17 protein-coding genes are annotated in these 14,857 nt (G+C 45.2%); 11 read left to right on the top strand and 6 right to left on the bottom strand.

Annotated features, from left to right (window positions below; translation table 11 throughout):
* Nucleotides 1-10: 10 nt before the first annotated feature.
* Both ACJJJA_RS08670 and ACJJJA_RS08665 read left to right on the top strand, forming a co-directional pair.
* Nucleotides 11-1,522, top strand: a complete 1,512-nt coding sequence (locus ACJJJA_RS08670; protein ID WP_444904338.1) for a CoA-acylating methylmalonate-semialdehyde dehydrogenase — start codon at nucleotides 11-13, stop codon at nucleotides 1,520-1,522.
* Between the two features lie 123 nt (nucleotides 1,523-1,645).
* Nucleotides 1,646-1,918 (top strand): hypothetical protein, encoded by a 273-nt coding sequence (locus ACJJJA_RS08665; protein ID WP_252085264.1) that lies wholly within the window; start codon nucleotides 1,646-1,648, stop codon nucleotides 1,916-1,918.
* A 103-nt stretch (nucleotides 1,919-2,021) separates the two neighbouring features.
* On the opposite strand, the gene ACJJJA_RS08660 is transcribed toward ACJJJA_RS08665, so the two are convergent.
* From ACJJJA_RS08660 to djlA, 3 genes are all read right to left on the bottom strand, one after another.
* Nucleotides 2,022-2,927 (bottom strand): OmpW/AlkL family protein, encoded by a 906-nt coding sequence (locus tag ACJJJA_RS08660; RefSeq protein ID WP_444888527.1) that lies wholly within the window; start codon nucleotides 2,925-2,927, stop codon nucleotides 2,022-2,024.
* Between the two features lie 612 nt (nucleotides 2,928-3,539).
* A complete protein-coding gene (locus ACJJJA_RS08655) occupies nucleotides 3,540-3,848 on the bottom strand; it encodes a BolA family protein (RefSeq protein ID WP_444888526.1) in 309 nt (102 codons plus the stop codon).
* Nucleotides 3,849-4,010: 162 nt separating this feature from the next.
* On the bottom strand, nucleotides 4,011-4,793 hold the full coding sequence (gene djlA / locus ACJJJA_RS08650) for a co-chaperone DjlA (RefSeq protein WP_444888525.1): 783 nt from the start codon (nucleotides 4,791-4,793) through the stop codon (nucleotides 4,011-4,013).
* A 238-nt stretch (nucleotides 4,794-5,031) separates the two neighbouring features.
* On the opposite strand from djlA, the gene ACJJJA_RS08645 reads away from it, so the two are divergent.
* Nucleotides 5,032-5,649, top strand: a complete 618-nt coding sequence (locus tag ACJJJA_RS08645) for a hypothetical protein (RefSeq protein ID WP_444904337.1) — start codon at nucleotides 5,032-5,034, stop codon at nucleotides 5,647-5,649.
* Nucleotides 5,650-5,691: 42 nt separating this feature from the next.
* On the opposite strand, the gene ACJJJA_RS08640 is transcribed toward ACJJJA_RS08645, so the two are convergent.
* Entirely contained in the window at nucleotides 5,692-6,594 is a 903-nt protein-coding gene (locus tag ACJJJA_RS08640) for a LysR family transcriptional regulator (RefSeq protein ID WP_444904336.1), read from the bottom strand.
* 133 nt (nucleotides 6,595-6,727) lie between these two features.
* On the opposite strand from ACJJJA_RS08640, the gene ACJJJA_RS08635 reads away from it, so the two are divergent.
* The 3 genes from ACJJJA_RS08635 to ACJJJA_RS08625 all read left to right on the top strand — a co-directional run bounded on the left by ACJJJA_RS08635 (nucleotide 6,728) and on the right by ACJJJA_RS08625 (nucleotide 8,938).
* Nucleotides 6,728-7,375, top strand: coding sequence for a hypothetical protein (locus ACJJJA_RS08635; protein ID WP_444888522.1), 648 nt, complete (start codon nucleotides 6,728-6,730; stop codon nucleotides 7,373-7,375).
* Nucleotide 7,376: 1 nt separating this feature from the next.
* A complete protein-coding gene (locus ACJJJA_RS08630; RefSeq protein WP_444904335.1) occupies nucleotides 7,377-8,024 on the top strand; it encodes a type 1 glutamine amidotransferase in 648 nt (215 codons plus the stop codon).
* Nucleotides 8,025-8,398: 374 nt separating this feature from the next.
* Nucleotides 8,399-8,938: a hypothetical protein gene (locus ACJJJA_RS08625; RefSeq protein ID WP_444904334.1), complete on the top strand. Its 540-nt coding sequence runs from the start codon at nucleotides 8,399-8,401 to the stop codon at nucleotides 8,936-8,938.
* Between the two features lie 2 nt (nucleotides 8,939-8,940).
* On the opposite strand, the gene ACJJJA_RS08620 is transcribed toward ACJJJA_RS08625, so the two are convergent.
* Complete coding sequence (locus ACJJJA_RS08620; protein ID WP_444904333.1) at nucleotides 8,941-9,126, bottom strand: hypothetical protein; 186 nt, start codon at nucleotides 9,124-9,126, stop codon at nucleotides 8,941-8,943.
* Nucleotides 9,127-10,067: 941 nt separating this feature from the next.
* Here ACJJJA_RS08620 and ACJJJA_RS08615 point away from each other — a divergent pair.
* The 5 genes from ACJJJA_RS08615 (at nucleotide 10,068) to ACJJJA_RS08595 (ending at nucleotide 13,778) form a co-directional block, all read left to right on the top strand.
* Nucleotides 10,068-10,607 carry a hypothetical protein gene (locus ACJJJA_RS08615; protein WP_444904332.1) on the top strand — a complete coding sequence of 180 codons (540 nt, stop codon included), beginning with the start codon at nucleotides 10,068-10,070 and terminating at the stop codon, nucleotides 10,605-10,607.
* A gap of 278 nt (nucleotides 10,608-10,885) precedes the next feature.
* On the top strand, nucleotides 10,886-11,410 hold the full coding sequence (locus ACJJJA_RS08610) for a hypothetical protein (RefSeq protein ID WP_444904331.1): 525 nt from the start codon (nucleotides 10,886-10,888) through the stop codon (nucleotides 11,408-11,410).
* Nucleotides 11,411-11,642: 232 nt separating this feature from the next.
* A complete protein-coding gene (locus tag ACJJJA_RS08605) occupies nucleotides 11,643-12,176 on the top strand; it encodes a hypothetical protein (RefSeq protein WP_444904330.1) in 534 nt (177 codons plus the stop codon).
* A 462-nt stretch (nucleotides 12,177-12,638) separates the two neighbouring features.
* Complete coding sequence (locus ACJJJA_RS08600) at nucleotides 12,639-13,184, top strand: hypothetical protein (protein WP_444904329.1); 546 nt, start codon at nucleotides 12,639-12,641, stop codon at nucleotides 13,182-13,184.
* Between the two features lie 72 nt (nucleotides 13,185-13,256).
* Nucleotides 13,257-13,778: a hypothetical protein gene (locus ACJJJA_RS08595; protein ID WP_444904328.1), complete on the top strand. Its 522-nt coding sequence runs from the start codon at nucleotides 13,257-13,259 to the stop codon at nucleotides 13,776-13,778.
* Nucleotides 13,779-14,136: 358 nt separating this feature from the next.
* On the opposite strand, the gene ACJJJA_RS08590 is transcribed toward ACJJJA_RS08595, so the two are convergent.
* On the bottom strand, nucleotides 14,137-14,598 hold the full coding sequence (locus ACJJJA_RS08590; RefSeq protein WP_444904327.1) for a hypothetical protein: 462 nt from the start codon (nucleotides 14,596-14,598) through the stop codon (nucleotides 14,137-14,139).
* Nucleotides 14,599-14,857: the final 259 nt, after the last annotated feature.

Below are 14,857 nucleotides of genomic sequence, written 5' to 3'. Positions count from 1 at the left end.
AGAGGAAACCATGAAAGTTATTGGTCACCTGATTAATGGCAAGCCATCTGCCAGCGACGATTCGGCCCAGTACCCTCGCCTACAAGACCTAACCAATCCCTCAACTAATGAAATAATCGGCAAGGTCGCGCTGGCCAGCAGAGCTACCGTTGAAGAAGCTATCTCTGCCGCAGAAGCTGCCTACCCCGCCTGGCGCAACCTACCCACAGCAAAGCGTGTACGCATCATGTACCGCTTGCGCGACCTGCTGGAAGAAAATGCGGAGAAGATCTGCGAGCTGATCACTCTGGAACACGGCAAAGTACTCAATGATGCCATGGGTGAACTGCAGCGGGGCATCGAGAACATTGAATATGTCTGCTCTGCCCCACAGATGCTCAAAGGCGAGCATAGTAAGAATGTAGGTCCAGCGATTGACTCCTGGAGTGAATTCCAGCCTCTGGGCGTCTGTGCGGGAATCACCCCATTTAACTTTCCCGCCATGGTGCCTCTATGGATGTGGCCAATGGCGATTGCCTGCGGCAATACCTTTATCTTAAAGCCTTCTGAACGCACCCCCTCTTGCGCCTTATTTATTGCCGAGCTGGGTATCGAAGCTGGCATCCCAGCTGGGGTTTTAAATGTCGTCAACGGCGACAAAGAGGCAGTAGATACACTGCTAACCGACAAGCGTATTCAGGCGGTAAGCTTTGTAGGCTCAACTCCCATTGCAGAATATGTCTACACCACAGGTACTGCCCACGGTAAAAGAGTTCAGGCCTTTGGCGGCGCAAAGAATCATGCCATCGTGATGCCGGATGCCGACTTGGACAACGCAGTAGCCGCATTAATGGGTGCTGCCTTCGGCTCCTGTGGCGAGCGCTGTATGGCAATTTCCGTAGCCGTCGCAGTAGGCGACGATACAGCCAATACTTTAGTAGCAAAGCTTAAAGAGCAAATTGCCCAACTAAAGATTGGCGATGGCATGAACAACCAAAACGATATGGGACCTTTGGTTACCCAAGCACACCTAAACAAGGTGGAAGGCTTAATCTGTGCCGGTATCGAAGAAGGCGCGGAGCTGGTCGTAGATGGCCGCAATATGAAGGTTCCAGGCTACGAAAATGGCAATTATCTGGGAGCCTGCCTATTTGATCGTGTTACCGAGGAGATGGCGATACACCGCAGTGAAATTTTTGGTCCCGTCCTCTGCGTAATGCGTGTAGATACCATGCAGGAAGCGATGAATATCATTGATGCTCACGAGTACGGTAACGGTACTTGTTTGTTTACTCGGGATGGGGAAGCTGCCCGTTACTTTAGTGACAACATTAAAGTAGGCATGGTCGGCATCAATGTACCTTTGCCAGTACCTGTTGCACACCACAGCTTCGGCGGCTGGAAGCGCTCCTTATTTGGGGACCTGCACGCTTATGGACCTGATTCTGTAAGGTTCTATACCAAGCGTAAGACCATCACCCAGCGCTGGCCTGCAAGTGGGGTGAGAGAGGGAGCACAATACAGTTTCCCAAGCAATGGCTAATTATTAAAGTTAGGGGCGGATACCCGCCCTCTAACCGTTTAAGCACTCCTTCCACATCTAAACAATCAAGCCTCCCTTGATGTATCGGCAATAACATAAGCCCAGCAATCTTAGGAGATAGATATGTTTCAAAGAACCAATAAAAAAACAAAAATAAAAGTATTTTCAGCCTTACCTTTTTTCTTGCTTACGCTCTCTACATCTTCTATAGCTCTAGCCCAGAGTGCGACGCTGAAACAGTGCCAAAGCTGGAGCAATAAAATTGAGCACTACCAGGAAAAAAGGAAAAAGGGCGGATCAGGTAAAAAAATGGATGAATGGAAAGGAAAAATTCGAAAATACCGAGACAAATTTAGAAAAAATAAATGCAGCAGGTACGGAAGAAGGTTAGGTTAAAGTCGCTAAACACAACTCAGAATGACCTCAACTTCACCCTCCAAATATTTATAAAACCATTAAAAAAGGGCGCAACGCGCCCCTTTTCAAAGGATAAGAGTGATTACCAGTTGAAATCAAACTTATAGCCTACACCGATTTGGAACACCCAGGGATCAAACTCGTAGTCGCCACCGAATCTGTGCTCCCAAAAGCGACCGAAGTCATCATCATCATCACGGAAGTTGCGATAGAAGGTATCTACTTCAACATCGGTAGTGACATCATAGTAAATAGCTGCCAGATTGATCAGCCAGCTACTATCGTGACCAAAGGTGAAATCAACACCAATTTGCCATGTATAACCCCAGCTATCGCCAAAATTCACACGGCCATCCCAGTCACGAAAAACCAGATCATCATCATCGTTACGATGCCAGAAGCCCCAATTTCTTAGGCGCTCATCACTAAAGTCGGTATAGTTAATACCGATACCAATATAAGGCTGCACCAAACAGCTGGGATCCAGTGGATACCAATTCAGGTATGCAGCAGTCGTTTGGGGCTTCCAACGAGCAAAATCACCGCGACGACGACGATCAAATAATATGTCGTCATCCCAGTCATCATCCCAAAAACGATAAAGCCAGGGATCACGACTACCACCAGTATGGCGATCGCCTTGCTGGTAACTCAGTGACACACTCCAGTGATCGATAGGCTTCCATTCAGCATTAATAAACCAACCCCACTCGCCATCTGGATCAAGATTGGTTCGGAAAGCACCCCAATCACGGAAACGATGATAGTCATCATCATAATCATCGTCATCGTAAAAGCGCAGCCACCGATCAGCAAAGGTTACATTGTCTGAGTTTGGTGACCAGTATGAACCGCCAATCCGTATCTTAAACTCCTGAGTAGGAGGAGGGGGTGGTGGGGCATAGCCAGCAGGTCCTGCCGAAGCGACACTAGAGATTGCTAAGGCGAGGGGCGTCATAACGGGGATCAGAATACGCGTCATCTTCATTTGTGGTAACTCCATTGATATTCAGCAGATCAAACAGCAATCAGCCCAATCAATGGTCAGTCTAGTCGCACGAAATCACAGATGTAGAAAAAACAAACAAATGTTGGCGCTCAAATATAATTCTACGTTTTTATGGCACACAAAATATCTTTTGTCGTTGAAATTCACATATTGGTATTGCTTCCAAAAGAAAACCAACGACACCCATTATTACTGCACTGCAAATTTGGACAACGTGCACTGCCTCGAATTCCACAACCTGTTTTGAACAGGAGCTGAAATATTCTCACTCAAAGAAAAAGACAGAGACGCCGAAAAGCGCCAAGTTATGATATTTCGGGAGAAGTAAAATCCAACTGGACGCACACAGAGGTTAATTAGCCAGTAAAAGGTAAATAAGAAACAACAAACAGATACATAGGGAAATTGTGACTTTACTGGCGAAAGGGATTCAGGCTATTCAATCCAGTGGAACCCCGGCCAACTTTTTGATCTCAAACGCCCCAATCCATAGTGTACTTCTGAGGAAGGGGCGCCACTAAAACCTGCGAGAAATAGCAGGTTAAATTTGCAAAAAAATTCTAGAGCTTGCTAGCTAAACTCTGCTGCTACTCACCCTTTCTTGCTGCCACCCTGGCATTCAGGACTTTGTGGAGCATCGCCATCCCACTCATCCGGCGCATAAGTATGAAGAGCAAGGGCGTGGATCGGGCCAGCCATTTCACTCGCAAGCGCCGCATAAACCTTTTGATGACGCTGGACTTTCCGAACGGAATCAAAAACCTCACTCACAAGCACCACACGAAAGTGCATTTCAGATCCTGCCGGGACATTATGCAAATGACTTTCGCATTGAACCTCAATAAATTGGGGATGGAAATTGGCAGTTAACTTTTCTTCAATTTGCTTTGCAAGACTCATAAACTCTCTTCGCAGTGTTCCAGATGATAATGCAGGGTTTTAGGTTCAAAAATTGCGCTTAAACAATCAACCTATGTAATATCTAGCCAGGGCAAACCGCTAAATTACCAACAGATTATCCAGCTGTTTGGCAAGCTCTAATACGCTGATACCACACCAGGATTAACTGACAACTTTTGCCTTACTCTTTCGCGCATCAACAATTGCTTCATAAGCAACGGTGATACTCTTCATTTGATCTTCAGCGTGGCGCATAAACTCCTCTGGAAGCCCCTTGGAAGCGATCTTATCAGGGTGATACTCAGCAGCCTTGCGGCGATAGGCCAGTTTTAAATCCTTATCGCTAGTTTCCTCAGTGCAACCAAGCACTGCGTAATGCTGCTGAAGATCGGAAGTACTGCCTCCCCTCCCATGCCCAAATTGATTTTGCATGGCATCAAAAAGCGATTCATGTAAACCAAGGTCCGCTGTAATTTTCCTGAGAATTACCTCTTCAGAAGCATGTAATTCACCATCAGCATACGCCACTGCAAATAGAAGGCGATAAACCATTTCTCGCATCGCCTGATTCTGGACCAACATCCGATACTGTTTGGCGTAATCGTAAATGCTGTACTTATCCGTTTTCGCATTCTCAAAAATCTTGATGGCATGCTTGCGATCCTCAGCGCCCAGACGAAGATTATTCTGAATAAAATCCTCAATCAGCTGAACTTCTGCTTTGGATACTTGGCCATCCGCCTTAGCCATCTTCGCCAGCATGGAAAACAGGGTAACGATAAAAACTTTCTGGGCCCCTTCCCTATTCAGAACCGCAGCGGCATTACCCAGGCGTTTGAGGCCTGAACCAAAGGAGCTACCTATCCAGGCACCCAAGGCCGCACCAATAGGGCCCCCAAACATAAAACCAAATCCGGCACCGATACCCGCCCCTAACCAGGACATATTCTCTCCTCTGAGCGCCAAATAGCGCTCCACTGTCATCTAAATCAAACATTTATATCCGGCCTATCTTACCACGTGTAAGAGAGTGTCAACGGATAGGCGTGACCAGAAGGTCAAATGAACCTCACATTAAGCCGTCACTTCGATCACTGCCAGGTACATTTAGTTGCCTAACAGTCCCCCGCTATCTGCCACAATGATGTACAGGGCATTCTCATAGGAAATGAGGAACAGCTAAATGAAACTGCGGCAAGAGGTAGACTTATTGCGCCACATAACAATAAGTCTTCTTTTATTACTGGTATTTACAGGATGTGGAAACCGACAGGACACTACCGGTCAGGATAGCCAGTCACAAACTTCCCAGGTTGATAATACTGGCCATCAAGACTGGGAGACGATTGTCGAAGTTCTCCTGCACCCCCGCTGCTTAAACTGTCACCAGCTGGAATTGCCACTTATCAATCAGGGCTCCCCCCATGTACCCCGGGTTGAGCGAGGACCCGAAAACATGGGGATGGGGACAATGCGCTGCAGTAACTGTCACTCAGACCAGAACAACCCTATGACAGGCGCACCCGGTGCACCCGGCTGGGCCATGGCTCCAATAACCCTTAATTGGTCTCGTATGTCCTCGGCCCAAATCTGTGCGCTGTTAACCACTCCCCAGGACAATGGCGGCCGCTCCCCAGAGCAATTGATGCTGTTTATGAGTGAGAACCCCCTAGCTTTATGGGGATGGAACCCTGGGGGTAAACGAGAACCCGTCAATATCCCCCACGGCAAGCTAGTTGAGGCATTGAAAGGCTGGATAGCCGCGGGAACGCCCTGCCCACCCCAGGCACCATCTAGTTAACCCCTAAAAGTTAACCCCTGATAAAGCCAAATAAGAGGGGCGCTAATTGAGCCCCTCAATTCCTGAGAGGGCCTGAGCCAAATCCTCTAACCAACCATCACTTCCCCCTCGCCAGGCAATAAAAATCTCTTCTCTGGGCTCAGTAAAGTTGCCAGCAACATCGATTTTTGCCCCACCGATATCCTCTGCCAGCCCCTCTGGCAATAAGGCAAGAAACTGTCCCGTTTTTACTAGGCCGCACAAGACACCGTAATCATTTACTACAACCTGGACCTTGCGGACAGGTAGGTTATCCCCCCACCCATCACTGCCAATACCCCTCTCCTCGCCACAGAAAGGAGAGATTCTAGGAGCTGCAAAGGGATACTGCTGAATAACTTCGATTGGCACTTCCACATTTGCCCACTCCCCAGAAACCAATCGGTGGCTGGAGCCCGCGACAATACACAAGCTTTCTGTGCCCAGCTTACGCGTTGTTATTTGGGCGGGGACCTGTCCCAACAGCGCACCGGTAATCATGGCCAAATCTACCTCTCCCCTAACCAACATTCTCAAGGCCAAGGATTCATAGGCGGAAGTCAATGAGAGGCACGCTTTTGGCTGGATTTCTGCCAGCTTGCTTTGAATAAATGCAGCCCAAGTCAATTGCAAGACTGCTGGGGCAGCTACCCGGCACTCCGAAAACTTTCCCAGCTCACCCAGTTCAAATTGCACCTGGCGTGCAATGGAAGTGATCTCAGCCGCTTTACCTTGTAGCCGGCGACCAGCATCATTTAGTCGGATTTGCTTGCCTACCCGGTCGAACACGCGAGTATTCAGCGCCGTCTCCAGGCGACGTAAAACCTTACTTAAGGCCCCTGGCGTTGTATCTAAACGATCTGCCGAGCGTTGCAGGTTTTCTGTCGCGGCAATAACAAGAAATTTTTCAAGATCTTCTATTTCCATATTGGAATCAAAAGCCACCCAAAGTGAATCGATTCGTAACTAATGTACGTCTAGAATCGCTTACTGCCAAGTAAGCAGAAGCTTAATAGCAAACCCTGCCGCTAACCCGTAAAGATCAGGAGCTGAATAATTTATGATCACGCTTAATAAGCTCTGGAGTATTACTATCGCAGCTGTCTTAACCATGGCCTGCACAGTCAGTTATGCAGACGATTCCATTGGCACTCACGGAATGGCGTTATTTTCGGCTAACGGGCAGCTTATTGCATCGCATATGCCTCTTCACGGCAAACGCCACGGGCATCAGCTTATTCTTGCTTTGGAATCTAAAAATAAAAAAGAAGTGATGAATCTGGCCCAGAACACGTCGCTTATCTCTCTCAAACCTGAAGTTTTCTCTTTAAACCATTTGCGCAACGGTAAGTTAGGCCTTTTTAGCGGCGAAGTATTTAATGGCCACTTTGAGCGAAAAGGCAAAATTCTGCTTAGCTCAATAGATTTCACGGTAACCGACAAGCTATTAGATCTACCACTCTCCCGTAAGAAGAATGGTCATTACCGCCTGGTGCATCTGGGCGACACGAGTCTGCTTATTCACGAAATAGCTTCCCCGCCAAGTTTTGACCAAATCGTGGAAGTTATAGCAAAAGCAACTGCACCTAAATCCATAGATACTGGCAGCAAGCTTCCTATTTCAGAAAAAAACTGGCCTGAAAGCCTCAAAGAAGCAGGTATTACTTTTCGTCGACAAGTTTATTTGGAAACACAGGACTTCCAATAAAATGCAAGAGCCAATTCTTATTATCCAGCATGAAGAACATGAAGGGCCTGGATATATTGCAGATTGGGCGAGTCAACGCCAGATTCCGACAACTCTTATCAACCCACAGATCTCAACATTACCCGATACGGGCTTTAGTGGAGTGATTATTTTAGGAGGGATGATGAACGTAAAAGATCACATCTCACTACCTTGGCTTGCCGGTGAAATACACTGGGTAAAAAGTATTATTAATCGGCAAGTCCCCATTGTGGGCATTTGCCTTGGCGCACAAATTCTTGCTCATGCACTAGGTGCCGATATCAAGCCAATGAAGCAGGAAGAACTAGGTTGGCACCAAATCCACTGGACAATAACTGAAGCCCTCACCTTAAACAAAGTATTCCAAGCACACAGCTATTTTTTTGACATCCCTAAAAACGCCAAGCGCCTAGCCAGCTCTGCGCTCTGCCCGAACCAGGCATTTCTATATGGAGAAAACATACTCGGCTTACAGTTCCACCTGGAGTGGTCACAACAACAGGTCGCACGGCTTTTTCCAGAGCACTTCCAGAAGCATGGTTCCAGCGTGAACAATCACAACGCCAGTCGCAAGGCGCTCTTTCAGCTACTAAACCAGCACTTCAGTAAAGAACCGCCAAAGAAATGACTCTTTGAATTCAATACACCAATTAATGTCTCTTAAATACATTACATTCTAAATTATCCCAAGAGGCTCAAAAGAATAAGAAACCTCTCCTATAAGCTAGTAAACCTTTCCTACCCGCTTGCCACCTTACCTAAACACTATATCTAACCCATAGCCAAAGTCATTAAGCAGGCAAACAAACACATTTAAAAATAGGAAAGCATTCTCAACCAATAGTACATACTTCTCGATTTAACTCTGAAAACACAAAGGCAACACCACCTTTTATTTTTTATGGCTATTATTTTTTAGCCAAAGCACCCTGACTATATCTCTCGTGCAACCGGCTTTGGCGCTTTGATATAAGTGTTATTGTTTTTACAAGGAAGTTTCAAATGAAGGTTTTTACCCCCAAAATGTTGGCCTCTATAGCCGCTATCGGGATAGCCCTTGGCTCCTCAACATCAGCGCTCTCTCAAGCTACGGATTCTGAGACCAGCATGATTACGCTGACTTTTATGGAAATGATTGATATTGCTTTTGTTGACAATATCACCATTGCAGACCCCACACCCGGAGACCCGGCAGTAGGTGTAGATTTCTTCTGTGTTGCCGGCACTGGCTTTAGCACCTTTAGTATTAATTTTGTAAACCCAACCACCACAGGTCCAGACTTCTTATTAAACAGCGCCAACGGATCAGGACCTATTATGTACAATGTTTTTTTCAAAAATGACCTAAGCCCTGGTCCTGGGCTGCCTGTCACACCCAATGTACCTATTCCAGGAAATGTATTACAGGCGAGTGCCTGCACGGCTCCAAGCACAGATGATAATGCAAAATTTGATGTTGAGATCCCATTTCCGGAATGGAATGGTAGGGAGGGGGATGGGCCTTTTATGGGATTACTAGAGATAACGGTAACTGCTGAATAATTTCAGCATTTATTTATGGTTGCATCAGGATCTCTTTCTGGTGCAACCATTAACAAATAGAAAGCTGAGCTCAACGGAAGAATGTTCTTACAATTATCTAAAGCTGCCAGAAAAATCTTAAGAAAAACCGCAAAATAATCTAAATACATTCCTCTCAAATCAACACCCACTCCAGATACATCACTCACAGTAACAGACTTTTACGCACCTGCCTGACCATTCATCAGTGTTGAAGCATTAAAAGCTGCAAACTCATTGACAACCATGTTTGGCTTGAAGTTGTCTTGTGGACCTTGCACTCAAGATCAAGCTGAAGGGATCTCCTTTCTGAATACTTGCTGGAGAAGACTCCAGTTTTGGGAAAAGTAAGCCGCTTGATTGAGGGCTTGATGAAAGCTTCTCAGACAGTTCGATCAAAGCACTCTGCTTAACTGGAAATAAATCTTTTTATATGGCAACTTTGTTCCATCAAAAAAAGAAAGCTGAAGCAGGAAAAACTAAGCTGGGCAAGGGTACAACATGGTGGTAGTGGTCTTTAGCGAAGCCACTCCATTGGGAAGCTCCCTTACTTCGGCCTCACTAACAGATGCAAATTTATGGCATCCGCAAGTGGATGCCACCTCTAAAAATACAAAACTCGACACCTAGCGTACGACAAACCTGCAGATTCTGACCCATTACGCTATAGCTTGACCCATTGTGAAACGGACCTAATTCAACCTCACTTCACCTCACTTCACCTCACTTCACCTCACTTCACCTCACCTCACCTCACCTCACCTCACCTCACCTCACCTCACCTCACCTCACCTCACCTCACCTCACCTCACCTCACCTCACCTCACCTCACCTCACCTCACCTCACCTCACCTCAACATTAGAATCAGACAAAACATCATTGCAATAAGATTAAAGCCTATCAATCATCTAGCACACAAAGGCAATAAGAAATCTTTCTCAATAATTAGTACATTCCTCCCGAATCACCTACTACAGCAAGCTTCCTACAGGATATTTCCAACTTCACGACTATCATTTTCTAGGCCAAAGCACTCTGAACTATATCAATCTCATAAATTGCTTTGGCGCTTTAATAAAAGCGTCATTGTTTTATACAAGGAAGTTTCAAATGAAGGTTTTTACCCCCAAACTATTGGCTTCTATAGTCGCTGCCGGAATAGCGCTTGGCTCCTCCTCATCAGCGCTATCCCAAGCCACAGACTCCGAAACCAGCATGATCACACTGACCTTTACGGAAACAATTGATATTGCTTTCGTTGATCCTGTCACCATTTCTGATCCTACACCTGGGGATCCGGCTGTAGGGGTAGATTTTTTCTGTGTTGCCGGCACTGGTTTTAGCACCTTTAGTATTGAGTTTTTTAACCCAGCAGCTACTGGCCCAGATTTTTTACTGGAAAGCGCCAATGCGACCCCGTCAATTATGTACGATGTTTTTTTTAAGAATGATCTAACTCCTGGACCGGGCCTGATAGTAACGCCTGCTGTACCTATTCCAGGCAATATTCTACAAGCAAGTGTCTGTGCAACCCCAGGTGCAGATGATAATGCGAAATTTGACATTGTCATTCCTGGCCCAATATGGACAGGCAGAGAGGCTGATGGTCCATTTACCGGTCTGCTGCAGATAATGGTAACTGCAGAGTAATTCTTACCAGCTGGCATTAGTTGCATCAGGATCTATCCCTGATGCAACCATTAACCACAAAAAAATCTTGGATCAGACCCACATGAATAACATTAATAAAACCACCTGCAATCACCAAAAAACTCAAAAGCACCATTTTAAAACAACCCATTCAAAACCCTCAAAAAGCAACCAGCAAAAACTCTAGATACGCATATCATTAACTGAATCCTGCGCCTATCTATTATTCGCCATCAATATAACAGTGATACTGCTACTCTTACTAAAGGGAATTTCCAATGAGTTTCCACACCCTAAAAAGGGCCATACTAGCGATTTTATTTATTCTCACAGCTACTACAGCTTCATATTCTCTTTCACAGGCTCAAGGTAGCGGACAAAGCTTGATTTCATTTGCAATCAATGAGTTCATTACAATAGAAGATGTAGACGATATAAATCTCAACCCAACTCCTGGAGCCCCCGCCTTGGGCACAGATTTATTCTGTGTTGCAGGGGATGGATTCCCAGCCTTTAGTATTATATTTACAGGCTTAGGCACAGGCACCGGAACACCATTTATTCTGCGGGGTAGGCAAGGAGCAGTATTGAACTATCAAGTCTCTTTCCAAAATGCCACCTCGGGGGGGGCTCCAATTGCAGCTTTACCTGGCGTACCTATCACCAACAATACGCTTCAAGCAAACAACTGCATAAATAACAATGCGCTTTTCAACGTATTAGTGCCCGCTTCAGAGTGGGAACCTGTTGCAGGCATGGCTCCATTTAGGGGTAGGCTATTAATTACTGTGGAATCAGAATAAATACCAAAGTTATTAGGTATAAATACTGAGAATATAAACCCATACAAATAATTTTGCACCAGGAGGGTACTGCCTCTAAACATAACACAGAAACCGCCCCTTTCAACTTATTCCTTGGATTAACAACTATTATTTTTAGACCAAGGCTACCTCAACAAGCTTCTAGGCTTGCCATGTGTTTTGGTTTTTTCTCAACAGAAGTGTTGCTGTTTTCTACGCAAGGAAGTATCTGATGAACCTTTTCACCTCCAAGACATTTTTATCAACCGCTTTATTTAGTCTGACACTCTGTTCAGCGACATCTGCACTATCTCAAGCAACTGACAGTGCACAAAGCATGATCACCTTGACTTATATGGATGCCATTCAAATAGCAAACGTAGATAATGTACCCATCCAAGCCCCCCCAGCTGGATCTGGAGATTTTGCAGCGGGATCGGATGTTTTTTGTGTTGCAGGAACTGGCAGCTTCACCAGCTTTGGTATCACATTTGCTAATGCAGGCACAGATCCAAGCTTTTTTCTTCAACCCAGCGTTGCCGGTGCAAGCCCAATGACATACGAGGTTTTCTTTTCAAACAGTACTCAGGGACAAGGCACCATGGTTACGGCCGGAGTCCCCGTACAAGGCAATGTCATCCAAGCCAATAACTGTGCAGATGATAATGCAAGATTTGACGTTAGAATTCCCCCAGCAGAATGGGAAGGCAGAGCCGGTGATGCTCCATTTATGGGCATGCTGGTAATTACAGTAGAAGCGGAATAAACGCATATTAAATATATGCAGATTGAGCGGCCCTCTATCGTTGGCTAGGATTTAGCGTTCATTAGATCTTAGGCAACCAGCAAGGGCCGCATCATATTCAAATAGCGAACAATAAATTTTTATTACACTGATCCCACCAAAAAACCAGGCTTAAAACCCTTCAAATGACCTACTGAAAGCTTTCCTTAGAGGGACAGACGCAATCACCCCCACGAGGTAAAAACCGGAGAAAAAGAAAGACGCATTCATTATGGCAAATTAAAATATACAAAAAGAAATAAGAAATAACTCCCACCCGATAGTAAACCTTTCCCAAAATACGACCAAAAGCAAAGATAAAACCCCAACTTATATTTTCTGTAGCTATCATTTTTAAGGCCAAAACAACTGACTCACTGCTCTCATAGAGTTAGCTTTGGCATCTTTCATATAGGCATTATTTTTTTGACATGGAAGTTAAACATGAAAAGTGCTGCGCTTAAGTCACTGATCCCTATTATTGCTGCAGGCATCGCATTTATCTCCCCGACACTTGCGCTATCACAAGCCACAGACTCCGAAACCAGCATGATAACGCTGATTTTTACAGAAAATATTGATATTGCTTTTGTAGACAATCTAGATTTAGTGGCCCCACCAAGTGGCACACCTCAACCCATTCTCGCTGAAGACACATTCTGTGTGGCCGGAGTTGGCTTTAATTTCTTTAGCATTACTTTCACCAATCCTGCTAGCGCGACGGGCGATTTTCAACTAATGCCCTCCGTAGCTGGAACCGCGCCAATTAATTACGAAGTGTTTTTTAAAAACGACACATCTCCAGGCCCAGGGGTTCCTGTCACTCCCAACGCACCCATTGGGGGAAATATGATCCAGGCAGCTTCTTGCCCAGACATTAGCTTCAACAATGCAAAGTTTGATATTGAAATCCCTTTCTCCCAATGGGATGGCAGAGATGCAGATAGCCCATTTACAGGAATGTTACAACTAACTGTTGTAGCCGAATAAATTTAATCCCCAGCTAACTTTCTCCGGCATTGCTTAACGCAATTTTCACTAACTTTTCAAAGGAAGATACATATGAAAACCAAATGTTCAAAAATGTTCCTCTCCATTGCTTCAGCCTGCTTAGCTATGGGAGCCGCCAACACTGCGCTATCTCAAGCCACGGATAGCGAAACAAGTATGATTACCTTGACATTTTCTAATTTTATTATCATAGAAAATGTAGATCCAGTCACTATTGCAGATCCAGTGCCCGGAACCGATGCAATGGGATCAGATACCTTCTGTGTTGCAGCAAGTGGCTTTGGTAGTTTTAGCATCACATTTGCCAATGTGGGCTCAGACCCAACCTTTCTCTTACAAAGTAGTAATGGCACTCCAGCCATTCCTTACAATGTAGGCTACGCCAATAGTACTGGAGGACCAGCACAGCCTGTAATGGCTGGTATTCCTCTCGGCGGACAGGGAATACAGGCAAGTAATTGCCTTAATGACAATGCACGATTTGATATTGATATCCCAGCCACAGTATGGAATGGTAGAGAACCTGACGGGCCTTTTACGGGTACGTTATTGATTACAGTTGAGGGTCAATAAGACATTTGAAAGTTAACGTTTTAGATACACCAGACCTAGAATCTGGTGTATCTAAAAATCACATATCAAACTTACTTGGCGCAAAAAAATATAATTTTAAGCCAAAAAAAACCAAAAATTCAATAAAATCAAAGCTCACGCTCCTGATTTAACCAAGCACTACAGCCTTGCTTTAAAAGTTAACGTAAACATTATTACCCGTCGAAAAAGCCTTTAACCCTAGAACAGAGAAATATATAGCCACCACCCTACACTGAAATTCGGCCTTAAAACAACGTACACTTCATTGGCCAGCAAAGCTTCCTTAGAAATGGCCCAGATCTCCCCCCGAGCTTCTTAAGTTCTAGTGAACCTAATGTTACTCAGCTGAACAGGTAATTCTATTTTCAAAACAAACACCGCCCCGAGTAGAACAGGTTTCCAGCAGTTTGCCTTTGGCCTCTACCTCAGAAAAGCCTTTGGAATGCATACCGCCAGCCCGCATATCTTTCATATAGCAGGCCCATCTGGGGCGTTCCTTTACTGGATGGAGAACGACTTCTGGTTGGGTATTGTTAGATTGGCCTTCTACCAGGGCCTGTAGGTCCACAATCAGATCCTGCATGGAGCGAATATCTTTGCGCAACCTGACAACCTCTTTCTTGAGTTTGCGTATTTCATCCGCCTCTTGATTTTCATTCTTCAGGGCATGTACTTCTTTGCGAAGTTTTACCACCTCTCTTTTAATCTCGTGCAGATCTTCAGCGGTGCGATGATTGTCGTGGGCCAGTACAGGAGAGGAGAACAGAGCAAGGGAAATCAAAAGCGGCAAACTACGCATGGTCTTACTTCCAGTAAAATTTCTTATTACAAGCCAAAATGCGGGAAGGAATATAGCGCAAAAAACCTTAACTCAAAATGAATCGTGTCGAGCACCCATTAATACTACCCACGCAGCTCTTGAGAGAATATGTAGTAAGAAGCCATTTAAAAGCATTCAGGGATCTAGGGAGCCGTATTTTGTTTGCCTATCCATCGAAAATTAAACAGGTAAATAGATATTCCTGACAAATATCTTGCAAATACAGCCATATTCCACT

The organism is Microbulbifer mixtoriginis (SeqCode) (assembly GCF_052466865.1).
The sequence above is the reverse complement of the archived record's forward strand: the minus strand, read 5'-3'. Positions and strand labels throughout refer to the sequence as shown.